17 protein-coding genes and 1 pseudogene are annotated in these 22,933 nt (G+C 64.9%); 8 read left to right on the forward strand and 10 right to left on the reverse strand.

The features are described from left to right. Window positions 1-193: 193 nt before the first annotated feature. Window positions 194-2,491, reverse strand: a pseudogene (locus tag OQ789_RS08735) (GH92 family glycosyl hydrolase); the annotation flags it as partial. A 122-nt stretch (window positions 2,492-2,613) separates the two neighbouring features. Here OQ789_RS08735 and OQ789_RS08740 point away from each other — a divergent pair. The 3 genes from OQ789_RS08740 to OQ789_RS08750 all read left to right on the forward strand — a co-directional run bounded on the left by OQ789_RS08740 (window position 2,614) and on the right by OQ789_RS08750 (window position 7,354). Beyond that, entirely contained in the window at window positions 2,614-4,350 is a 1,737-nt protein-coding gene (locus OQ789_RS08740; protein WP_324684984.1) for an ABC transporter ATP-binding protein, read from the forward strand. After that, the gene (locus tag OQ789_RS08745; protein ID WP_420716068.1) at window positions 4,347-6,257 is read left to right on the forward strand and encodes an ABC transporter ATP-binding protein; all 1,911 of its coding nucleotides are present in this window, start codon (window positions 4,347-4,349) and stop codon (window positions 6,255-6,257) included. The genes OQ789_RS08740 and OQ789_RS08745 overlap by 4 nt, the downstream gene beginning before the upstream one ends. A gap of 200 nt (window positions 6,258-6,457) precedes the next feature. Next, complete coding sequence (locus OQ789_RS08750) at window positions 6,458-7,354, forward strand: glycosyltransferase (RefSeq protein ID WP_324684986.1); 897 nt, start codon at window positions 6,458-6,460, stop codon at window positions 7,352-7,354. 6 nt (window positions 7,355-7,360) lie between these two features. Here OQ789_RS08750 and OQ789_RS08755 read toward each other — a convergent pair whose 3' ends face one another. From OQ789_RS08755 to OQ789_RS08775, 5 genes are all read right to left on the reverse strand, one after another. Then, entirely contained in the window at window positions 7,361-8,029 is a 669-nt protein-coding gene (locus tag OQ789_RS08755; RefSeq protein ID WP_324684988.1) for an alpha/beta hydrolase family protein, read from the reverse strand. Between the two features lie 70 nt (window positions 8,030-8,099). Then, a complete protein-coding gene (locus OQ789_RS08760; protein WP_324684989.1) occupies window positions 8,100-8,987 on the reverse strand; it encodes a hypothetical protein in 888 nt (295 codons plus the stop codon). Next, entirely contained in the window at window positions 8,984-9,250 is a 267-nt protein-coding gene (locus OQ789_RS08765; RefSeq protein ID WP_324684991.1) for an acyl carrier protein, read from the reverse strand. The genes OQ789_RS08760 and OQ789_RS08765 overlap by 4 nt, the downstream gene beginning before the upstream one ends. A 17-nt stretch (window positions 9,251-9,267) precedes the next feature. After that, window positions 9,268-10,788 carry an amino acid adenylation domain-containing protein gene (locus OQ789_RS08770; RefSeq protein WP_324684992.1) on the reverse strand — a complete coding sequence of 507 codons (1,521 nt, stop codon included), beginning with the start codon at window positions 10,786-10,788 and terminating at the stop codon, window positions 9,268-9,270. Between the two features lie 4 nt (window positions 10,789-10,792). Further along, window positions 10,793-11,938 (reverse strand): acyl-CoA dehydrogenase family protein, encoded by a 1,146-nt coding sequence (locus OQ789_RS08775; RefSeq protein WP_324684993.1) that lies wholly within the window; start codon window positions 11,936-11,938, stop codon window positions 10,793-10,795. Window positions 11,939-12,137: 199 nt separating this feature from the next. Here OQ789_RS08775 and OQ789_RS08780 point away from each other — a divergent pair, with 199 nt between their 5' ends. Next, window positions 12,138-13,313 (forward strand): cytochrome P450, encoded by a 1,176-nt coding sequence (locus OQ789_RS08780; protein ID WP_420716073.1) that lies wholly within the window; start codon window positions 12,138-12,140, stop codon window positions 13,311-13,313. Window positions 13,314-13,332: 19 nt separating this feature from the next. Here the strand turns inward: OQ789_RS08780 and OQ789_RS08785 are convergent, their stop codons facing one another. Beyond that, window positions 13,333-14,508, reverse strand: a complete 1,176-nt coding sequence (locus OQ789_RS08785; RefSeq protein WP_324684995.1) for a cytochrome P450 — start codon at window positions 14,506-14,508, stop codon at window positions 13,333-13,335. A gap of 118 nt (window positions 14,509-14,626) precedes the next feature. Between OQ789_RS08785 and OQ789_RS08790 the strand changes: the two genes are divergently transcribed. The 3 genes from OQ789_RS08790 (at window position 14,627) to OQ789_RS08800 (ending at window position 18,271) form a co-directional block, all read left to right on the forward strand. After that, window positions 14,627-15,571 (forward strand): TauD/TfdA family dioxygenase, encoded by a 945-nt coding sequence (locus tag OQ789_RS08790; RefSeq protein ID WP_324684996.1) that lies wholly within the window; start codon window positions 14,627-14,629, stop codon window positions 15,569-15,571. 246 nt (window positions 15,572-15,817) lie between these two features. Beyond that, complete coding sequence (locus OQ789_RS08795) at window positions 15,818-17,356, forward strand: methyltransferase domain-containing protein (RefSeq protein ID WP_324684997.1); 1,539 nt, start codon at window positions 15,818-15,820, stop codon at window positions 17,354-17,356. Between the two features lie 33 nt (window positions 17,357-17,389). Then, window positions 17,390-18,271 carry a glycosyltransferase gene (locus OQ789_RS08800; RefSeq protein ID WP_324684998.1) on the forward strand — a complete coding sequence of 294 codons (882 nt, stop codon included), beginning with the start codon at window positions 17,390-17,392 and terminating at the stop codon, window positions 18,269-18,271. A gap of 24 nt (window positions 18,272-18,295) precedes the next feature. Here the strand turns inward: OQ789_RS08800 and OQ789_RS08805 are convergent, their stop codons facing one another. Further along, window positions 18,296-19,240, reverse strand: a complete 945-nt coding sequence (locus tag OQ789_RS08805) for a hypothetical protein (RefSeq protein ID WP_324684999.1) — start codon at window positions 19,238-19,240, stop codon at window positions 18,296-18,298. Between the two features lie 531 nt (window positions 19,241-19,771). On the opposite strand from OQ789_RS08805, the gene ag85C reads away from it, so the two are divergent. Continuing rightward, the gene (ag85C, locus tag OQ789_RS08810) at window positions 19,772-20,794 is read left to right on the forward strand and encodes a diacylglycerol acyltransferase/mycolyltransferase Ag85C (RefSeq protein ID WP_324685000.1); all 1,023 of its coding nucleotides are present in this window, start codon (window positions 19,772-19,774) and stop codon (window positions 20,792-20,794) included. 61 nt (window positions 20,795-20,855) lie between these two features. Here ag85C and OQ789_RS08815 read toward each other — a convergent pair whose 3' ends face one another. Both OQ789_RS08815 and OQ789_RS08820 read right to left on the reverse strand, forming a co-directional pair. Beyond that, the gene (locus OQ789_RS08815) at window positions 20,856-21,542 is read right to left on the reverse strand and encodes a YoaK family protein (RefSeq protein WP_324685089.1); all 687 of its coding nucleotides are present in this window, start codon (window positions 21,540-21,542) and stop codon (window positions 20,856-20,858) included. 34 nt (window positions 21,543-21,576) lie between these two features. Further along, window positions 21,577-22,926 (reverse strand): maltokinase N-terminal cap-like domain-containing protein, encoded by a 1,350-nt coding sequence (locus OQ789_RS08820; RefSeq protein WP_324685001.1) that lies wholly within the window; start codon window positions 22,924-22,926, stop codon window positions 21,577-21,579. Window positions 22,927-22,933 lie beyond the last annotated feature (7 nt).

Below are 22,933 nucleotides of genomic sequence, written 5' to 3' on the forward strand. Positions count from 1 at the left end.
GAACACCACTTCGCCTACCTCGACGCCCACGGCGCAATCCAAGACATCTGGTTCGACGGCACCAACTGGCACCTCCAGCAGATCAACGCGGGGGCCGGTGTCACGGTCAGCGGCGAATACCCCGCCACCGGCGGACCACCCGCTGCGCGGTGAGGGAACCGAGATGCTAACCGCCGCCGGGTTGCGCTGACTCGAATGATGGGGGTGCCGAGGATTCGGTGATGCCCCACAACATGTTTGGGGTGGCGGACACGGAGAAAGCGACATCGCCGCCGGTGCGGATGATCGCCTGGGGAAGAAAAGTCTGATGGCTAGTGTGACCGTCGATGCTCAGCCCGTCGATGTATTTGGGGCCGTCGCCGCCGGATGCGCCCGCGGCGGCGATCCGGATGGCCCGGCCGGCCGGCAGTGCGATCACGACGCGGTCGAACAACGGCGTGTTCACGGTGAGGATCGGCGTGCCCGGCGTGCTGGGATAGATGCCGAGAGCGGCCCACACATACCAGCTCGACATCGCCCCCAGGTCGTCGTTGCCCGGTACGCCGTCCGGTGTCGGACGGAACAATTCGGTGCGGACCCGGTCGACCAGCCGCTGGGTTTTCCACGGTTGACCGATGTAGTTGTACAGCCAGGGCACCCCGAAGCTCGGTTCGTTACCGACCCACAGATGGGGCTTGTTGGGGCCCACGTTGAGTTCGGTGGTAAACCGGTCGAGCCGGTCCGCCGCAGCCTGGCGGCCACCGAGGGCGGTCACCAGCCCGGCAACGTTATGCGGCACCCACCACAGGTATTGGTCGGCATTGCCCTCCTCGAATCCGTCCTGCCCGAAGCCCGACACGGGTTCCACGAACGCCGGACCGAGGGGGAAGGATCCGTCGGCGTTGCGCGGCGAGATGTATCCGGTAATCGGATTGAACAGGTTGCGCCAGTACTGCGCCCGGCGCTGGAATTCCGCGGCGGTGGCGTTGTCCCCCAGCGACTCGGCGAATCGGGCGATGGCGAAGTCGTCGACCGACCACTCCAGCGTGACCGAGGCGCCGACCAACCCGTTGCCGCCGCGGAACTCCTCCGTGTTGGGCGCATAGCCGTGTTGTAGGTACGTGACGATCCCGGGCCGTTCCACATACCCGTTGAGTCCGACACCACCCACCGTCGCCGCGTTCACCATGAAGCGCAGCGCCGCTTCGACATCGAAGTCCTGCGCCCCATACGCATAGAGGTTCACGATGAGCGGCACCACATTGTCCCCGGTCATCACGGCCGTCGCGGAATTCGCCAGCGGCCAACGGGGAAGCGCGCCGCTCTGCGCTGCGTCGGTCACGAGTGATTGGGCCATGTCGCTGGCCCGATCGGGAAAGAGCATCGCCTGCAAAGCCGCGAGGCACCGGTAGGTATCCCAATCGGAAAAGTTGGTGTATTGGGTGTGTCCCGTTGGCAGGGTGTGGATCTCGCGATCGAATCCGATATAACGCCCGTCCGCGTCGTTGAACGTGTTCGGGTGCAGCAGCGAGCGGTACAGCGAGGTGTAAAAAGTCTGCACGGCGTCGCCATTCCCGCCGGCCACCGCGATCCGCGACAGGGCGGCGTTCCATTGCGACAATGCGGCAGCACGAACGTCTTCGAAGCTCGACCCACCTTCGGCGGCCAGATTGGTACGTGCCCCCTCGACGCTGACGTAGGACAGGGCGGTCCGCACTTCGAGCACCGAGCCGGACGGGAACTGCACATAGCCGCCGCTGCCACTCGAATTCGCGCTGCGCGCACCCGGGTGCACCGTGTCGCCGTCCCAGGTGCCGTAGGAAGTGAACGGCTGGCTGAACGTCATGACGAAGAACACGGTGTAGACGTTGCCGACGCCGCAGAATCTGCCGGTGGTTGCCGATCCGACGATTGTGGTGGCGTCTTCACCGATCTGAATGCTCGCCGTGGAGTTGCCGGCCAGGGATCCGCCGGAACGCACGTGGAACAGGGCGGGCCGCCCGTTCTGCGGGTAACTGAACCGGCCCACGCCGGTGCGGGTGGTGGCGCTGAGTTCCGCGGTCACGCCCGTAGCGGGGAAGCGCACGGTGTAGTAGCCGGGCACGCCGATCTCGGTGGAGTCGTGCGCGATCTTCTCCGACTCGTTCCACGGATCGGACCCGATCGGGGTCGTGGTCGGCAGCATCGCGATATCGCCGAACGCCGCACAGCCCACCGAGGCGTGCGTCATGCTGAATCCGGTGGCGCGCTCGTTGTCGTGGTCGTAGCCGGCATAGGTATCGGTGGTGTCCGGCGAGTACTGCACCATGCCGAACGGCACCGAGGCACCGGGGAAGTTGTTGATTTCGGTCGACCGCCCGCCTCCCGACGAGGTGCCGATGAGCGTGTTCACGTGTTCGACCGGTTTCCCGACGAACAAGGGCGCATCGGCGCGAGCCGTGGGCGAAGCTGCCATCGGAATCATGCAGACAACCGCCACGACGGCGAGCGCGGTTAAGGCTGTCGCGCGCAATGCCGGACGATTCGCCGCCGGTCTTCTGCGGACACGCTGCACACGGGCACGGATGGATTATGCCAGGGTGCCTACCGATTGGATCTGCTGATTGACCAGCAGTTTTATGCGAAAGTGGTTAGGTGCTGATCAGGCTGCTGCGGCAGTACGTGCGGCCGTATCGACGGCTGATCGCGGCTGTCGTTGCGCTGCAGTCGGTTGGCAGCATCGCGTTCCTGTACCTGCCCGCCGTCAATGCGGCGATCATCGACGACGGGGTAGCCAAGGGCGATACGCCGATGATCGTGCGACTCGGGGCGATAATGCTCGGCGCCAGCGCCCTACACATGCTGTGTCTGGTCGCGACGATCCGTCTCGCGTCGCGCATCGGGATGGGCCTCGGCCGCGACCTGCGGTGGGCGCTCTTTCGACATGTGGCCGGCCTCTCGACACCGGACATTGCGCGGTTCGGCGCGCCGTCGTTGTTGGCGCGCATCACCAACGACATTCATCACGTTCAGATCCTGGTGCAGACGAGTTTCACGGTGCTGATAGCTGCTCCGATCATGAGCATCGGAGGGGTGTTCATGGCGGTGCGGCTGAACGCCGGGTTGTCGTGGTTGCTGCTGGTCAGCATTCCGCTGCTGGCGCTGGCCAACTATTGGATAGTGGCGCATCTTTTGCCCATCTCGCGGCGCATGCAGACGCTGATCGACAACCTCAATCAGGTTATGCGCGAACAGCTTTCAGGGATCAAGGTGATCCGCGCGTTCACCCGCGAGCCGTTCGAGCGACAGCGTTTCGCGCAGGCCAACCGCGCGATGGCACAGACCGCGTTGGCGGCCGGGCGCTGGGAGGCATTGATGTGGCCGGTAACCACGCTGGTGATCAACATGTCCAGCGTGGCGCTGATCTGGTTCGGCGGGCTGCGCATCGATGCGGGCCGGATGCAGGTAGGGGCGCTGATCGCGTTCTTGACCTACTTCATTCAGATCTTGATGGCCGTGCTCAGGGCGACGTTTGTGCTGATGATGCTGCCGCGCGCCTCGGTGTGCGCCGAACGCGTCGGTGAGGTACTGGCATCCCCGGCTACCATCACCAGTCCGCCGGTCCCGGTGCGCCCCCCCACCCCTGATGGGGTGGTCCGCCTGCACGGGGCCGCGTTTCGCTATCCGGGTGCCGACCGTCCGGTTCTGCAGGGGGTTTCGCTGACCGCGGCGCCGGGCACCACCACGGCGATCGTCGGCTCGACGGGGTCTGGGAAGTCGACGTTGCTGTCGTTGATCTGTCGGCTCTGTGATGTCACCGAGGGCTCGGTGAGCATCGACGGCGTCGATGTGCGCGACTACGACCTCGAGCAACTGTGGACGCGGATCGGGCTGGTTCCTCAACGCGCGTATCTGTTTTCGGGCACAGTTGCCGAGAACCTACGGTATGGCCACGCCGGGGCCACTGACACCCAGATGTGGGAGGCGCTGCGCGTCGCGTCGGCCGAGGGCTTCATCGGCGCGCATGCCGACGGGCTGGACATGGCGGTGGCCGAGGGCGGGGTCAATTTCTCGGGAGGGCAGCGCCAGCGCCTGGCGATCGCACGCGCGGTGATCCGACGGCCCAAGGTGTACCTGTTCGACGATGCGTTCTGCGCACTGGATGTGCACACCGAGGCGCGGGTGCGCGCGGCGCTGCGCGAGGCGTCCGCCGAGGCGACGTTTTTGATTGTCTCGCAGCGTATTTCGACGATCGCCCAAGCCGACCAGGTGATCGTCATCGACGACGGACGCGTGGTGGGCTGCGGCCGCCACGAATCACTGCTCACCGAGTGCCCCACCTACGTGGAATTCGTCGACTCTCAAGCCGTTATCCCCGCCGCGAGCTCATGATGACTCGTACACGGCAACCGATGGGCCCCGAGGTGCAGGCCCCGACCGAGCGGTCCCACGATTTCACCGGAACGGCCATCCGGCTGGTCAAACGGCTCACCCGGCAATGGTGGTTGATGCCGGCCGCGATCGTCCTCGCTGCCACCGGCATTGCGCTTTCAGTGATCGGCCCCCGAATCCTCGGGCATGCCACCGATCTGGTGTTCAGCGGGGTGATAGGCCGCCGTCTGCAGGCCGGGATCACGCAGGAACAGGCGATCGCCTCCGCCCGCGCCCGCGGCGAGAACAAATTCGCCGATCTGCTTTCCGGCATGACCTTCCAGCCCGGTGTCGGCGTGGACTACGGCGCGCTCGGCCGGACACTGCTGCTGGCATCGGGCCTGTACGTGGTTGCCGCGGTGCTGGTTTGGGGCCAGGGCAGGCTGGTCAACATGACCGTGCAGCGGACCATGATCGCGCTGCGCTCTGACGTCGAAGACAAGATCCACCGGATGCCGTTGTCCTACCTGGATTCCCGCCGGCGCGGGGAGATGCTCAGCCGGATGACCAACGACATGGACAACGTTGCGACGTCGCTGTCGACGACGATAAGCCAGCTACTCGGCGCGGTGCTGACCGTGGTCGCGGTGCTGGTGATGATACTGACGATGTCGCCGCTGCTGGCGGTGATCACGCTGCTGGCCGTGCCGCTGTCACTGGTGGCGACCCGGGGCATAACGCGGCCCTCGCAGCGCCTGTTCGTCAGGCAGTGGGCCGATGCGGGTCGGCTCAGCGCCCACGTCGAGGAGACCCTCAGCGGCTTCACGCTGGTCAAAATTTTGGGACACCGGGCGCGGACAGAGGAGCAGTTCCGCGGCGTCAACGCCGACCTGTACCGGGCCAGTTTCGGCGCCCAGTCCCTGTCAGCCCTGGTCCCGTTGGGCACGATGTTCATCGGCAACCTCAACTACGTCGCCGTCGCGGTGGTCGGCGGACTACAGGTGGCCGCCGGCCAGATCACGTTGGGCAGCCTGCAGGCCGTCGTCCAGTACGTTCGTCAGTTCAGTCATCCGCTCAGCGAAGTCTCGGCGATATACAACACGGTTCAGTCCGGGATCGCCAGCGCGGAAAGGGTTTTCGACCTCCTCGACGCGCGGGAGCAGACACCCGACACGCCGATCGTGCCGCCGCAGACCAATGGGCCTGGCCGAAGCGGGCGGGTCGAGTTCTGCCACGTCGGCTTCAGCTACCGACCGGGCACGCCGGTGATGAAAGACCTGTCGCTGGTGGCCGAGCCCGGCAGCACGGTCGCGATTGTGGGACCGACCGGCGCGGGGAAGACCACGCTGGTGAACCTGCTGATGCGGTTCTACGACGTCGACTCCGGCCAAATCCTCATCGACGGGGTTGACATCACGACGGTCAACCGCTCGGCACTACGGTCGCGCATCGGGCTGGTACTGCAAGATACCTGGCTGTTCGGCGGAACGATCGCACAGAACATCTCGTACGGCCGCCCGGGAGCAGGCCACGACGAGATCGTCGCGGCCGCCACGAGCGCCTTCGTCGACCGGTTCGTGCGCACCCTGCCCGACGGCTATGACACCTGGGTCAGCGACGACGATGGAAGCATCAGCGCCGGCGAAAAGCAGTTGATCACGATCGCGCGTGCCTTTCTCGCCCGCCCCCAAATCCTGATCCTCGACGAGGCCACCAGTTCGGTGGACACACGCACCGAGGTTTTGATTCAGCACGCGATGCGCGAACTGCGTCGCGACCGGACGAGTTTCGTTATCGCGCATCGGCTCTCGACGATCCGCGACGCCGACGTGATCCTGGTGATGCAGGCCGGACGGATCGTCGAGCACGGCAGCCACGCCGATCTGATGGCCCGGCGGGGCGCCTACTACGCGATGACCCGGGTCTAGGCAGCCCAAGGGTGTTGCCTAGCCATACGATTCACGGTGCACCCCGTCGGACGTTCGGAGGGGACGGAGCCGGAATCGGGCACGGCCCGGGACGGGCATTGCCCGCGTTGACCCATCGCCGCGGAAAATTCAGTACCGGCCATGAGGGCCCCGTCGAGTGGCACAATGCTTTTACGCTCCCGACGACAGGATCGTGAGTAATGTATGCCATCGGGCTTTGCTTTGACGAAAACTACGTGCTGCCCGGAATGGTCACCATCATGTCGGCCGCGCACTCGATCCCGGCCGGCGACCGCAAGTCGATTGCCATCCGCGTCATCACCCACGATCTGACCAGGCCACACGCCGACGCCGTTGCGACCGTTTCGCGGGCGCTAGGCTTCGGAGCTTTCGATGTCCGGTGGTGCAGGCTGGATGAAAGATACGAGGATTGCCGCACCAAGGAACTGGCCCATATAACCGCGACCACGTATCTTCGATTTCACTTCGATCCCGACTTCGTGCAGCGGCCCTACCTGATCTACCTTGATTGCGACCTCCTGGTGTTGGACGACGTCTCATCGCCATTCGAATGCCTCGGAGCGTCGCAATTGGGCGTGGTCAGGGACGAATTCAGCCCCACGGTCGGTGAGTGTGCCGCCCTGCCCGGCTTCGTCGACCATTATCCGTGTCACTACGGGAGCCACTACTTCAATGCGGGAGCACTGTGGCTGGATACCACTCTGATGCCGACCGTCAAGGACGCCGTCGGCGCCGTCCTGAGCGGACCCAAGAAGCGTTATATGTACTACAACGACCAAGACGCGCTGAACATCTGGTTGCTCGAACGGGGCCACGGAAGGCCGCTGCCGGGGCATCTGAACCGGTTTGAGATCGATCGGTTTCTCGAATTCACCGACTGGCCCAAAGGGGTCGTGCCCGAGATAGCAGGACCCAGACGCGCCTCGATCTTGCACTTCATGGGTGAGTGCAAGCCGTGGCTCAAGGCATGCCCGATGACGCCCGGCGTTCGGCTGTATCGATTCCAGATGGACGAGACTCAAAGGCTGTTGCGCAGGCTTGGTATCAAGACAATCGCTGTCCCACAAGACAACTGAGTGGGCTCACGCGTGCGGGTCGCTCGCCGTCTGCGAAAGCCAGTCCAGCGCCAACCCCGCGAACAGCTGCTGAGACCTGACCCAGCTCAGGCCGTGCAACTCGCCCGGCAGCACCCGTAGCGCCAGCGATGAGTCAGCGGAAAACAGTGTCTCCAAACGGGTATGGCGAACCCGGCTGAAGTCCTGGTAATAATCGTCGTCCGCGCCGTAGACAAACAACGTCGGGATTTTTCGTGCTCGCAGCGTCTCGGCATGCTTCAGGAACAACGCACCCACATCGCCGGAGTCGCCGATCTCTCCGCGGGCCTCATCGCCGAGCGGCGGCGCCATCAGCACCATGGACCTCATGAGTGGGTGATCGGCGAGCGCGTGCATCGCCGCGCGAGCGCCGTAACAGCAGCCGACCGCCGAAAGGCGGGTTTTGCCTGCGGCGGCCAGAAATTCGATTGCACCCGCCACATCGGCGGGATTGGGATCGCTGAGGGCGTAGGACCCGATGACGCCCGTGCTTTCGCCGACTCCGCGGTAGTCGAACCGCAGGACGGTGTGTCCGTAACCGGCAAGGTCACGGGCGAGGTCGACGAACATCCGATTGCGATTCGTCGAGGGGGTGTACATGCCACCGGCGAGCAGCAGAACACCGAGCCCGCCGGGTTCACCCACGGGCTCGGTCAACACGCCGAATATGCGGTCCGCGCCGACCGGGATATAAACGAAGCGCTCGTCATTCGCGCGGCCCCGGCTCTCAGGCGCCACGGGGCGCCTCTCGCCCGGCCACGGCGGCAAGCCAGCCGGCTGTCCGCTCGACCAGCCCGCCCACCGCCTCCCGTGCCTCGTCCGGCCGCGGAAACTCGCTACCGTCGAGCCACCACGATCGTGCTTCCTCGACCACGTCGGTGACCACGTCGAAGCCTTGCTCGCGCAGCCTCGCGGCGTGCCGTGCCGCGCGTTCCGCATGTAGCGCGTCGCCGATCTCAACCAGGTTGACGGCACGGCTCAAAGGGCCGAGCTCGTCGCTGAATAAGAGAGTGCAAGCCGACCTGTAGAGCGCCGGGCCCAATGTGTAGCCGAGGACATCCAGAGGTTCTCCAGACCGCAACAGCTCGTCGGGAGCCCGCATATCGTCCACCGTACGCGGCGCGGCCAGGCGGCCGACGCTCAGATTCCGGAAGATCTCCCGGAAGTACGCGTCGCCGGCTGGCGGCGCATTCCAACACGCCAGCGGTGCACGGGCGGAACGACCGGCGGCAGCGGCGACCATTGCGCCCAGCCGACTGCCGAAGTACACCGTGTGCTCGACATCGACTTGCCGACAAGCCCATTCGCGGACACGCGCGACATCGTCGACCATGCCGCCGAACGTGACCTCGCCGTCATCGCTGTGGCCGGTACCGCGGTAGTGCAAACGGGCGGCGGCGATGCCCAACTTCGCCAAACGACGGGCGAGCAGGACCTCCCGGCGGTAATTGAACTTCCATTCGGCCGCGATGGAGGAGCACAGCAGCACCAGGCGTCGTGGCGGCGTGCTGGGCCGGTGCAGGCAGGCGAACACGGCGCCGCCGGCGGGGCCGACGAACGCCGGGTGCTCGCGGCCACCATCGATCGCGAGATCCGCACGCACCGGCGTAGTCACCCGGACTCCTGGCCCTGGGGTGCCTGTTTCGTGGTCACGTAGTTCTCGATGCGGGCGAGCGTGTCCAGGTGCTGCGAGGTGATCTCCGTGTCGCGGACTTCGATCCCGTATTCGGACTCGAGGAACTGGACGAGGCTGAGCACTCGGATCGAATCCAGCACCCGCCCTTCGATCAGCGAGAAGTCGTCGGTCAACGCGGACGGTTCGTCCGGCCATTTGAGGTCTTCGATGATGTACCTGCGTACCCGGTCCCGAATGCTCACCTACGGTTCCCTGCCTTTCACCCGACGCTCTTGGCCAACGCTCGATAATCGAGCTTGCCGGTCGTGGTTTTCGGAAGAGCCGCGCAAAACTCAATCGAGCTCGGCATCATGTAGTCAGGCAGCAAGCCCCGGCAGTGGGCGAACAGGTCACCTTCCGTTGCTCCTTCGGTGACGACCGCAAACGCGGCGAAATCAAAGCCGAGGATCCCGTTCGGCACGGCGATGACAGCGCACTCCACGACTTTGCCGCTTTGATAGAAGGCGGCCTCTATCTCCCTGAGGTCGATGCGGTAACCACGGCTCTTGAGTTGAGTATCCTTGCGTCCCAAGAAATTCCACATTCCCGCGGCGTCACGGGAAACGATGTCCCCGGTCCGGTATCCGATTTCTTCCCCGCCCGCCGGAACGGTCAACACGGCCCTGGTGTGTGCGTCGTCGTGCAGATAGCCGAGCATGACCGTCGGCCCGCGAACCCAGAGTTCGCCTTCCTCGTCCGCCCGCACGGGACTGTTCTCGCCGTTCAATGCGAAACATTCGACGCCTGCGATCGGTCGGCCGATCGGCAGCGTCGTCCATGACCGGGGCAGATCGCGCGGCACCCGGTAGAAGAGGCAGACATTGGTCTCCGTTGGGCCGAACAGATTGTAGAAAGCCGCTTGCGGCAATGCGTTTTGGAGTCGGCGCAGCACCGGCAGCGGGAAAACCTCACCCGCGAAGAGCACGGCGCGCAGTTCGGGCAGCGATGTTTTGGCCAACCCGCCGCGCGACTCCATCAGCATGAGCGCCGACGGCACCGAATACCAAACGGTGACCTTCTGGTCCCGCACAAGCTGGACCAACTCGCTGGGAAAGGCGTTCATCCTCGGCGGCACCAATACAACGGTGGCGCCGGCCGCGGCGGCGGCGAACAGGTCGAAGACGGACAAGTCGAAATGCAGTGGGGCGTGGTTGGCCAGGCGGTCGTGCGATTGCAGCGTGAATTCCCCTGCCGCCCAGTGCACGAACGCCAACGCGTTGCGATGGCTGAGGTTTACGCCCTTCGGACGGCCGGTCGAGCCGGAGGTGTAGAGGACGTAGGCGGGGCTGTCCTCCGAGACGGGGACGAGGGGGAGATCTGAGACGGACCGCCCACGGTCTGTAAGGGCCCGCAGGCAGACCGGGATCCAATGCTCGACTCGAGGGGCCGACTCCGGCCACGGCGGGGACACCGTGCCGTCCGCCACGAGTACCACGCGCAACCGCGCGTCGTCCACGATGTATCGAATTCTCGCCGGGGGGGACGTCACGTCCAACGGTAGATACGCCGCCCCCGCTTTCAAAATGCCGTAGATTGCGACTACCGCCTCGAGCGACTTGCCGATGAAGAGACCGACCGGGGTCCCGGGACTTACTCCCGCCGTCCGTAGTTCGTCCGCGATCCGGTCCGCGTGATAATTCAGCTCCGCGTAGCTCAGGGTTCGGCAGCCGTCGACCACTGCGGATGACGTCGGCACTGTGCGGGCGGCCCGCTCGAGCAGTCGGTGCAACAAATCACCCATGACGTCACAGCCCCAACAGTTTGGCGATGATTTCGCGCTGGATATCCGATGTGCCCGAATAGATTTGGCCGGCCAGCGCGTCACGTAGCTCACGCTCCTGCGTGGTGTGGGCGATGTACGCCGATGCGCCGAAGTTCTTGAACGCGGTGACACTTGACTCGACGAAAGCCTCGCTGAGGAACAGCTTGGTCATGGCAGACTCCAGCGTGGTCCGCTTGCCCTGGTCTTTGAGCCACGCAAGTCGATACAGCAATTGCCGCCCCGCCTCCAAACGGACCCGCATGTCGGCGATGCGGTGCGAAACGGCCTGGTTCTTGCCGATGGGCTGACCGAAGCGGAGGTGGGTGCGTGCATGCTCGACCGACTCCTCGAGCTGCCGACGCATCGTCCCCAGCGCGGAGGCCATGATGAAGCTGCGTTCCCACTCCATCGTTGTTTGAAAGACCATCGCTCCGTTGCCCCACCCACCCAGCACGGTGCTCTTCGGGATCCGGCAGCCCCTGAGTGAGACTTCGCCGAGGCCGGCCCCGCGCAGTCCGAGGGTTTGAGTCGGGCCACCGACATCGAGCCCGGCGGTTCCGCGTTCCACGACGAATGCGGTCAAGCCGGACAACGCGGCCTCACCACCCGTTCGAGCCAACACAATGAACATGTCCGCCGCCGGCGCGTTCGAGATGAATACCTTTGAACCGTCCAGGCGGCAGTGATCGCCATCTTCTATTGCCGTGGTGCTCACGGCGAATGCGTCAGAACCCGATCCTTGCTCGGTGATCGCCTGGACCCCGACCCATGATCCGTCGCACAGCGGCGGGAGCAGACGGCCGCGCTGTTCTTCGTTCCCGAAAAGCCAAATCGGCAATACCGCCGACCAGATGTGGGCGTTCAAGGCAAATATCAGGCCATTGTCTCGTCCGCCGTAACCCAGGGCCTCGAGGACGAGGACGGTGGTCACGAAGTTCAAGCCCTGACCGCCGTACTCGACCGGAATGAATAGGCCCTGAATCCCGAAATCCGCGCACTGCGACCATTGCTTTCGCCAAATCCGGTCCCCCGCAACGCATTCCTCGGTCGTGACATCACATACCGAGCGACCGAACCGCTCGGCCTCATCCGCGAGTTGCGCCTGCTCTGCAGTAATACTGAAGTCCACCGTGCGAATCCATCCATTCCTCTACCGGATAGGGCCGCATGAAAGTGCGAATCGACCATACCTGGCTATTGACGGCGGTCGAGGCGGATCGAGCATTGCGCGGACGTCGAATCATCGCGATGCCTCCACTCGGTTGCTCAAGCGCGGTATCGTGAGGCTCTCCTATAACGTGTGCGACTCGACCTGGTTGGAGGTCGCCATGGTCGCCGTGCCGCAACTGCCGTTCGCGCGGGCGCATGCGTTGCAGTTCGCGCCTTCGCTGCGCGAGCTGCAGTCCAGAGGTGTGATTCACCCCGTTCGTACCGAGGCGGGCGATTCGGCGTGGCTGATCACTGGTTACGCGCAGGTGCAACGGTGGTACGGCGACGAGCGGCTCGGCCAATCCCATCCCACACCCGATACGGCGGCCCGGACGCACGAGTCGGCGATTTTCGGCGGACCGATGGGCGACTTCGCCACCGAGCCGGCTGACCACGCACGCAAACGGGCACTGCTGCAGCCGCTCTTCACGCCGAAGCGGCTACAGGCATGGCGGTCAAGGGTCGATGCCCTGACCGCTCAGTTGCTCGATGAGTTCGCGGCGAACGGACCACCGGGCGATCTGCACGCGGCGGTCGCAGTGCCGCTGCCGCTGTTGGTGATTTGTGAGGTGCTCGGGTTGCCGTACGAAGACAGTGAGCGGTTTCGCGGATGGATCTCCGACATCACCAATACCCGCGACCGCGCCCGCTCCGAACGGGGCCGCGGCCGTTTGCTCGCCTACGGCAATGAGCTGGTCGCGCGCAGGCGGCGGGCGCCCGGCGACGACGTGATATCCCGCTTGTGCGCGGCGCCGGGCATTTCCGACGACGAGGCCGCCAAGTTGTGGACGGGACTGCTGTTCGCCGGCTACGAGAACACGACGGCACACATCTGGCTGGGCACCTTGCTGTTGCTGACCAACGGACACCAGTGGCGCGCACTCGCCGGCAATCCGGCCTTGGTGCCGAACGCGGTCGAGGAGACGCTACGCGCCGCACGCTGGGGTGAAGGAGTGTTCCCGCGTTATGCGCGAACTGATCTGGAGATCGACGGGGTCACCATCAAAGCCGGGGAGCTCGTCCTGCTGAGTGTCGGCGCGGCCAATCACGACCCGACGGTGTTCGCGGATCCCGATCGCGTCGATATCACCCGCCGGGCGCCGGGACACATGACCTTTGGCCATGGCGGGCGCTATTGCATCGGCGCTCCATTGGCCAGGATCGAGCTGAATGCGGTTTTCTCCCAATTGACCTCGCGATTCCCCACGATGTGTCTCGCCGTAGGAATAGAAGACTTGACGCTGCGCGGCGGCCGGTTGTTCGGCGGCTTGCCCGAACTCCCGGTCCGATGGTGACCGGGTGAGCGACCGGGTGTCACCACCGCACCGGGAGTTCGGCCAGCCCACCGAACAACAGATCGGTGTTCATCCTTAGCTCCTCGAGATCGACCGCTAACCGCATCGTCGGAAACCGCTTAGCCAACTGGTAAATAACGGCATTCAGCTCGATCCTGGCCAATGGAGCGCCGATGCAGTGCCGGGTGCCGTGGCCGAAGGCGAGGTGCTTCGGCGCCGGCCGGGTGATGTCAACCCGGTCAGGATCGTCGAAGGCCGACGGATCATGTTGTGCTGCAGCATGACTCAAGAGCACGAGATCTCCAGCCTCGACGACGGCGCCTTCGATTTCCATCTCAGTCCGCGCATAGCGAACGATCACACTGTCGCAGGTGTGCGAGGCGCGCAGTGTCTCCTCAACGGCGTTCGACGCCAAGGCCGGATGGTCGGCGAGCGCCCGCCACTGTTCCGGGTTGGCGAGCAACACCAACACGCTGTGCCCGATCTGGACCACGGCGGTGTGGTGCCCGGCCCACAACAATGCGACCACGAGGTCGGCAATCTCGCCGTCGGACAGCCCCTCAGTCGCACACCACCGGGAAATCACGTCATCGCCGGGGTGGCGCCGCTTGGCGCCGATCAACTCCCTCGCGTAGGCGCACAGCTGGTTCATCCCTCTTTCCGAGCGACCGTGGTCCCGGATGGCGGCGGCTTCGGTGGTCCATGCCCGAAACCGCTCGCGGTCCCGGTGAGGCACTCCAAGGACCTCACAAATCACCAACAGCGGCAGCGGCAGTGCGACCGCCGCGTGCAGATCGCCCGGTGGTCCGCTCACCGCCAGCTCGTCGAGCAACCCGGCTGTCAGGCTCTCGACCTTGGGGCGGAGGGCTCGCAGTCGCTTTGGCGAGAACTGCGGCTGGAGCAGAGCCCGCCAGCGAGCATGGTCGGCCTCCTCGGTGTCGGCGTTGTCAGTCGGCCCGCCGTATAACACCGACTCGCCCATCCGGGCCGCGGCGACCGGCTCGGGATGGGAGCCGCCGAGCCGGTCGTCGGCCAATAGCCGGACAATCACCGAGTAGCGGGTTACCAGCCACGCCGGGTCGCCCACCGGGGTGCGAACACGGTGAACCGCGCCGTGCGACAGCAACTCACGCAGCACGGGCGCAAACTGCAACGGGTGCGCCTGCTCAAAGGGCAACTGCGCGTTGGCGACCATTGCGAACTCCATTAAGGCGGTCTACGGACGCTACCCCGCCGCCGGTGACGGCGTCTTAGATTCGGCTTCGCCGTGCACCACGATGCGTCTACAGTGACGGGCACAAGATCGTCGTCGGATGACGACGCGATGGCTCACCCGCAATAGGGAGGCCAACATGGCGACGCCGACCACATCGCTGATCGTGACCAAGCTCGGCAGCCGTATCGGGGCGCGCATCGAGGGCCTGCGCCTCGACGGTGATCTTGACCGGGCCGCGGTTGAGCAGATCAATCAAGCACTGCTGCGCCACCGGGTGATTTTCTTCCGCGACCAGCATCACCTCGACGACGACCGGCATTACGCGTTCGGCAAGCTGTTCGGAAGGCCCATGGCGCATCCCGCGTCGCAATACTTTGGCGCCGACGACGTTCGGATCACGATCATCGACGCCAGCGACAAAGCCAACGTCTGGCACACGGACATGACCTTCCTTCCCAATTTCCCCAAAATGTCGATCCTGCGCGCGGTGAGCCTGCCCAGCTACGGCGGATCGACGCTGTGGGCGTCGACCGTGGCCGCCTACGACGCGCTGCCGGAGCCACTGAAGCGACTGACGGAGAATCTGCGGGCGATACACAGCAATCGCACGGTGCACCACGACCACTCCGACGGCGCCGAACAGTCCGGCGACACGCAGAATGCCTGGCAGAATTTCGTTGCCACCGAGTTTCGTACCGAACACCCGGTCGTGCACGTGCACAACGAGACCGGCGAACGGGCGCTGTTGGCCGGTGGAGCGCTGAGCGGCTTCGTCGGATTGGACAGCTACGAGTCCCAAATGTTGTTCGAGATGATACAGCGGCGAATCACGGTTCCGGAGAACACGATTCGATGGAACTGGGAATGCGGCGACGTGGCTATCTGGGATAACCGAAGCACTCAGCACTATGCCATTCACGACTACGACGACCAGCCCCGCCGGATGCACCGCGTCACGTTGGTCGGCGAACCCCCGGTGGATGTTCATGGCCTCCCGAGCCGGCCGATCAGCGGGCCCACCTACGAGCCACTCGAGGACTGATCCGCGGTTGCTGCTCGCCAGAGATTGGCTCGCTTCGTCGCTCGCCTACCGCCCGACGCGCCAAGCCGACATGGCGATTCTTTAATAACCAAAGTGCAAATTTGGCGCCGATTCTTCCCACTGGTTTCCGATGGCTGACAAGTTCGGCGAACTTGTCGCACCGGTTTGCTGGTCGGAGTACGATCCCGACCAATTCGATGTGCACCGCCGATCCGATTACTGATTCCTTTTGTCGAGGAGGGAACTGTGAACTCGCACACCAAGGACGTAAAAGACAGGCTGTTAACCGCTTTGGAAGCCGCCATTGCGGAATGGCCGCTGGCTTCTCATCCATTTTTGAAACGGTTCGCTGAGGGCGGTTTTGACCAGGATGCGATCCGATGGTGGGCAATCAAGATGCTGCCGGGCAGCAATCGATTCAACCAGGCCTTTCTGAAGGTCACCGCGCGGGTCGACGACTACCGGGCCCGCTGCCTGCTGCTGAACAACATCTACTCCGAGCACGGCGAACTCAATCCCGATAGTGCCCATGTGGCGCTTTTCATGCGGTTCATGCGTGGGATCGGCTGTTCGCGCGTCGACGTCCACGAAGACGACGGCGCATTCCGGGTGCCGGAGTTGCGGTTCAAGCGATTCGAGATTCAGGACAACGAACCGATCGTCTGGTCACTGGGCCGGTTCGCCGCGATCGAGTGCGTTCTGCCAGCAGTGTTCGTCAACTACATCGAGGGCCTGCGCAAGATCTTCCCCGGCATCGACGATCACACCATCGAGTACTTCCCGATTCACTGCGTGCTCGACCCCGAGCACACCGACCAACTGCTGGAAGTCGCCAGCCTGTATGTGCATTCCGACATCGATGTGGTGACCTTCCAAGACGGCGTGCGCGACATGCTGGTCTCGATGTCGGACATGTTCAGCTGGATGGGACGCAACATGGCCCGGGAGGCCGGCAGTGACGAGCTGCTGCGCTCCACTCGTCCATCTCAATCCGTTGCATCGTCCGATGCGGACGTGCATCTCACGGATGCCGATATCTACGACGGGATCTATCAGCCCGGCCGGACCGTTTCCCAGCAAGCCGAGTTCGTGCGCAGCCGCCTTGACGGTGTCACCAGTCCCGCGGTGCTGGATCTGTGCGCGGGCACTGGGTCACTGGCTCGGGCGCTGGCCGATCACAAGATGCGCGTCACCGGCATAGAAAACAGTGGTGCACTGGTGGCGGTGGCGCAGCGCAAAGTGCCGGAAGGCCGCTTCCTGCAAGGCGACATCCGCGGGCTGTCGCTCGGCGAGCAATTCGACGCCGTGGTGTGCACGAACGGCGCGTTACACCACATCAGGGAACCCCAGGACATCGTGCGGGTGTTGCGGCTGGCCAAAGAACACCTGCGGCCGGGGGGCTCATTGATCCTCGAACTGCACGACGGCATGCGACTGCCCCGCGCCCTTGGCAACGGAAGCGCCAATGGCCCTGCGTGGTCGTCATGGCTCCCGCGGCAGGGGCAGGAAGACAGCGATCTCTATGCCCTGTCCGGTGTTGACAGCGCGTCGGGACGGCACGTCCTGGACGTGCGGAACTTCTTCCACACCGACCCGTTCCGCATCGCCAACTGGGCGCGGCTGGTCGGGTTCGCCGACGTCCGGCTGCACGCCGACTACCTGCACGAGGCAAATTACGAACGCACCTCCGGTGACGGCAAGGTGGTACTGGTGGCCCGCGCGTCCGTCGCGGCGCCACCGGATCACGTCGGCGCACCACCGATGCACGTGGCGACCTCGCCCTAACAACGCGGCGCTTTGGTGCGACTCGGATCCGATGTGACTCCGATCTCCGCATCGGTTCTGATACCGACGTTGAACGAAGCATCGAATATCGGAGCTCTGTTGGAATGCGTTCGCGCACAGACGTATCCCATCTCCGAGATTGTGATCGCCGATGGCGGCAGTACCGATGGCACCCGCGAGATCGTCGCAGCGGATCCCCGGGTGATCTTGGTAGACAATCCGCGACGGCATGCCGCCGCAGGCCGCAACGTCGCACTCAAATCGTGCACGACCGATTGGGTGTTGTTCACCGACGGAGACTGCCGACCCGAAAAGGATTGGGCTGCCGGGCTGATGGCTGCGGCAAGCCCTGCGGGTGTGGTCGGTGTGGGGGGACGCGTGATCGCGCAGCCCCACACAATCTTCGAAAGAGTCTGTGCGCAAATGCTGTTGGCCACAGTCCTGCGATATGAGGCAGGCTCGCGGCCCATTGTTGCGAAGACCCTTGACGGCGCGCTCATCACCGCGAACTGTGGGTATAGGCGGGATATCCTGCAACGCGTAGGCGGATTCGACGAGAGGTTTTCCAACTTCGGCGAAGACATCGACCTGATGTTCCGGGTGCTCGATCTGCAGGCCGGCACGCTGTGGCACACCACCGATGCCGTCGTGATCGGAGAAATGCCTGCCACATTGACCGCAACCATCAGCAAATGGCGCCAGTACGGGATGTCCTCGTCGTATCTGAACAAGTATCACTACCAACGGATGTCGATCGATGTCGGGCTATACCGGCGCATGTTCGGCCTGGTGTGGCAGGCTGCCCGCGCGCCTGGCGAAGACAGGGCGGAAACACTCACGGCCGCTGTTCAATTGATGTCGCACATCGGCGGAAAGCTAGAGGGGTCGGTGCGATTGAGGACGGTCAATCTGTGACCAGGGCCCGCCGGCCGCTGTGGATCAAGCCCGGCCGGGAACCGTGAATTTCGGTATGACCCTCGAAAGAGAACCCGGTACTCGGGGCACCAGCTCAACATCGATATCAACGCTGGCGCGCAAAGCCTCTCGCGCACTTCGCAGCACGGCGGGCTTACCGTGAACCGTCTCTGCTTCGATGACGACACCGTTCACCGTCTGGCGAATGGACCATTCCGACGTACACCATCCGTCGAACAGCAAAGCTTCGTCGATGTCCCGCAATGGTATTGGTTTACCGTCAACATGCAGCGTCGACGCCGGACGCCCGATGTACTCGAACACGAAGGGTTCTGCCGTGGCGTTGGTTCCGACGAGCTGCACCATGTCGTCGGTCCAGTAACGCAGCAAGGGGCTGGCTTTCGGCCACAGCGTGGACAGCACCATGACGCCGCGATCCCCGGTCCCGCAGGGTGAGAGGGTGGCGCTGTCGACCACCTCGACCGCCACGTGCTCGCACCGCCAGACCAGCGGGCCACCCTCCTCGCCGGGGCCCGCAACGGGGCCGAACAGCTCCGAGCAACCGAACATGTTGAGCACACACGCATCCCACATGTTCGCCAACATCGCCTGCCGTGCCGGTGACAACACGTCGCCGCCACAGAAGAGCAAACGAATGCCCGCCGGGGGCGCCCCCCGAGTCAGGGTGCAATACTCCCCGATCCGCGAGGCCACCAGCGGCAGCGTGAACACCACCTCAATCCCCTCGTCGACCAGCGCGCGGCACACCGTTTCGGCATCGCCCGGCGGGATGATCAGCGGCACACCGCCGCTCAATTCGATCTCGCGCAACATCGAATAGGCGACCGCCAGGCTCGGGCTGGGTGCGATCACCGCGCAGCGGGCACCGCCGATCGATGGGCAACGCGCATGGATGGCGCGCACCGTCGCGTCCGCGACCTGTTCATCCGCTTCGGACCACGGTGACACGACGGGATCCGCCGTCGTGCCGCTCGAAGACAATCGAGTGATCCAATCGCCGCTTTCCGCATAGGGTCGCAATTCGGCCCGGAGATCGGGCTTCCGGGTGAACGGGATGGTGCGCCAGTGCTGTCCGTCGAGGCAGGCGGGAATGTCGCACAGTTCTTGGCCCCGGGCTTGCCCAAACCACCTGATGGCATTCGCGAGCAGCCCATGGTCGAGATCCGACGGTGAGACAAACGTCGCGGTCAACGGAGCACTCCCAGACTGTTCTATGGCACCGGTCATGCGGAGCCGTGACGAATCGTGACATCAGCGGTGGCTGGATGTTCGGGAATCCGCCCGATTGGCGGCACATGGTTTCGGGAGCCCATCGTGACCTGACCGTGACGATGTCTGGGCGAGGCTCAATCGTTAGCCAACCGCGATCTGTTATCCCGGCCGTGACAACCGAATTCGGCACCCGCGCTGTGTTTCACTCCCCGAGAACAGATTCGACCGCACCCTGCGGCAGATGAAAGTTGGGATGGGTAGACAGCTATGTCCTTCTTCGAAAAGTTGCGTGGCGCAGCGGCTACCATGCCGCGCCGACTGGCGGTCGCGGCGATGGGGGCCTCCCTGCTGTCCGGTCTCGCCATTGCCTCCGGCGGCTCCCCCGTCGCGGGAGCCTTCTCCAAGCCGGGGCTTCCAGTCGAATACCTCGAGGTTCCGTCGCCGTCGATGGGCCGCAACATCAAAATCCAGTTCCAGGGCGGCGGACCGCACGCCGTGTACCTGCTCGACGGCCTGCGCGCGCAGGACGACTACAACGGCTGGGACATCAACACCCCCGCGTTCGAGGAGTTCTACCAGTCCGGCCTGTCGGTGATCATGCCGGTCGGCGGCCAGTCCAGCTTCTACAGCAACTGGTACCAACCGTCCTCGGGTAACGGGCAGAACTACACCTACAAGTGGGAGACGTTCCTGACCCAGGAAATGCCGCTGTGGATGCAGTCCAACAAGCAGATTTCTCCCGCGGGCAATGCGGCGGTGGGGCTGTCGATGTCGGGCGGCTCCGCACTGATCCTGGCGGCCTACTACCCGCAGCAGTTCCCCTACGCCGCCGCGCTGTCGGGCTTCCTCAACCCGTCCGAGGGTTGGTGGCCCACCCTGATCGGGTTGGCGATGAACGACGCGGGCGGCTACAACGCCAACAGCATGTGGGGCCCGTCCAGTGACCCGGCGTGGAAGCGCAACGACCCGATGGTCCAAATCCCGCGACTGGTCGCCAACAACACCCGCCTCTGGATCTACTGCGGTAACGGCACTCCCAGCGACCTCGGTGGCGACAACATGCCCGCCAAGTTCCTGGAAGGCCTGACGCTGCGCACCAACGAGCAGTTCCAGAACAGCTATGCGGCCGCGGGCGGGCGCAACGGCGTGTTCAACTTCCCGGCCAACGGGACGCACTCGTGGCCCTACTGGAACCAGCAGTTGCTGGCCATGAAGCCCGACATGCAGCAGGTGCTGCTCGCCAACAACACCGCCGCGCAGCCGGCGCAACCGGCACAGCCGGCCGCCTGAAACCCCCGCAAGCCGGCATCGGCAGTAGCGCACCGGTCAGCGCTACTGCCGATGCCCTTTTTCACGTCTCCTCGAGCAGGGCCCGGCGATCGGAGTGGAAATAGGTGTACCCGGTGGTCACCGCGCACACGACGGTGGCCGTCACCAGCATCCACGTCCCGTTGATCAGCGTGCTGATGAAGCCACCCCCTGCCGCGCCCACCACGAAGGCGGCGAACAGCAGGCAGTAGCCCAGCCAGTCCGCCGCCGATCCGCCGGCGATATGGCGCTCGATCCCCTGACCCATCTTCACCAGCGTGCCGGTCACGTAGCTCAACGGCACCGACACCTCGCCGTTCTCGACGAATGAAGTGTTCAAACCACCAATCCCAAAGACCACCAACATGATTGGCGCGAAGTCGAGCAGGTTCTCCCGCCAACCCTCACCGACGACGTCGACCACGGTGGCCGCGGCCAGGCTGAACGTCGTCAGCACCGTCGGGCCGTGCGGATGCGCCACCCAGAAATGACGCCGACAGACCGAGGCCACCACCACGCCCGCGACGAAGCACATGATCAACGCGCCCGCCGTGAGCGACAGCACCACGTCGCCGCGGAAATATCCGAGCACCGCGCGTTGGGCGTTGCCGGTCATGAAGGTCACGAAGTAGCCGGCGGAGTGGCTGAACGCGGTGGCCCCCAGCACACCCGCGAGCGCGGCCAGCACCCACGACAATCGCGATTCGCTGTTGCATATCTCGCTCGGCAACACGCACCTGCTTTCAGGGAGCCGCGGCAAGACGCTAGGCAGCGGCGAGACGAGCGATGGAGCGCAACGGGATCGGCAGCCAGCCCGGGCGGTGGCGGGCCTCGTAGCCGGCCTCGTAGACGGCCTTGTCCAGCTCGTAGGCGGCCAGCAGCTGCGCCGAATCGCGCGGATCGATCCCGGCGGCGGCCGCGTACCCGTCGCAGAACGCCGTCCGGTTGCGCTCGACCCACTCGCGGGCGCGCGCCGCCAACTGCTTGTCGTCCGCGTGGTCGACCAGCGGCCCGTAAGCGGCGTACTCGAACGACCGCAGCACGCCGGCCACGTCGCGCAACGGTGAGTCGGGCGCGCGGCGCTCCTCCAGGGGCTGCCCCGGTTCGCCCTCGAAATCGATAATGAGCCAGCTCTCCGGCGTGCGCAGCACCTGGCCCAGGTGCAGGTCGCCGTGGACGCGTTGCACGGTGATCGTCTCGGAGACCAACTTCTGGAATCGCTCCTCGATCGTCGCCACATGCTCCCCGAGCTCGGGAACCAGCGCCGCCGTCGCGGACAGCCGCGCCAGCATGGTGTCCACCGGGAAGACGGCCTGGGAGGACCCGAGCGTCTCGGCCAGGGTGGCGTGCACCGACGCCACCGCCTCGCCCAGTCGGTGGGACTCACCGGCGAAGTCGCCGCCGACCTCGTACGCGTACAGGTCGCCTTCGGCGAACAGGTCGCGGACGCTGGCGGTGGCCATCGCCCAGCCCTCGGCGGCGTTCGCGGCGAACTCGGTCACCATGCCCAGCGGCCACGCCGCGTCGGCGCCGCCCTCCGGACCCGTCATCTCGTAGGCCCCCAGGAGCCGCGCGACGTGCGGGTTGCCCGCCCGGCCGAGCACCCGGTTCAGCTCGATGTCGGGGTTGATGCCGCGGCTGACCCGGCGGAACACCTTGAAGATGGCGTCGCGGTCAAAAATGACGCTGGTGTTGGACTGCTCGGCATCCGAGACGTGCGCCATCGCCTCCAGCGGCAGCGCCGCATCCGGTTCTTTGCCGAATCTCACCTCGGCGCCCGGCGCGCCGCGCGAGGCGGACGAGTCGATCAGCGAGAGCAGATACTTCGGCGCCTCGGCGTCATACATCGCATCGAAGCCGGTCCGGTCGCCGACGGCGCCGATGGTCGCGACCGCGCCGTACTCGGACACCGGGGCCACATCCCACCGCACGATCACCTGATACCGGTGACGCGTGCCGTCGGCGAAGTCGGCGTCGACGAGCACCAGGTCGAGGCCGTCGTCGAGCGGGACGACAACACTCGCCTCGGCGCTGGACAGCTGGCGGTTACGCCCGGCGTACCAACGTTGCTGTGGAAGCCACTCAGACCACGGCAGCTTGGCCGGTTCGGTCATCTGCGCC

Origin of the sequence: Mycobacterium sp. 94-17, assembly GCF_035617725.1 — a bacterium.
GTDB lineage: Bacteria > Actinomycetota > Actinomycetes > Mycobacteriales > Mycobacteriaceae > Mycobacterium.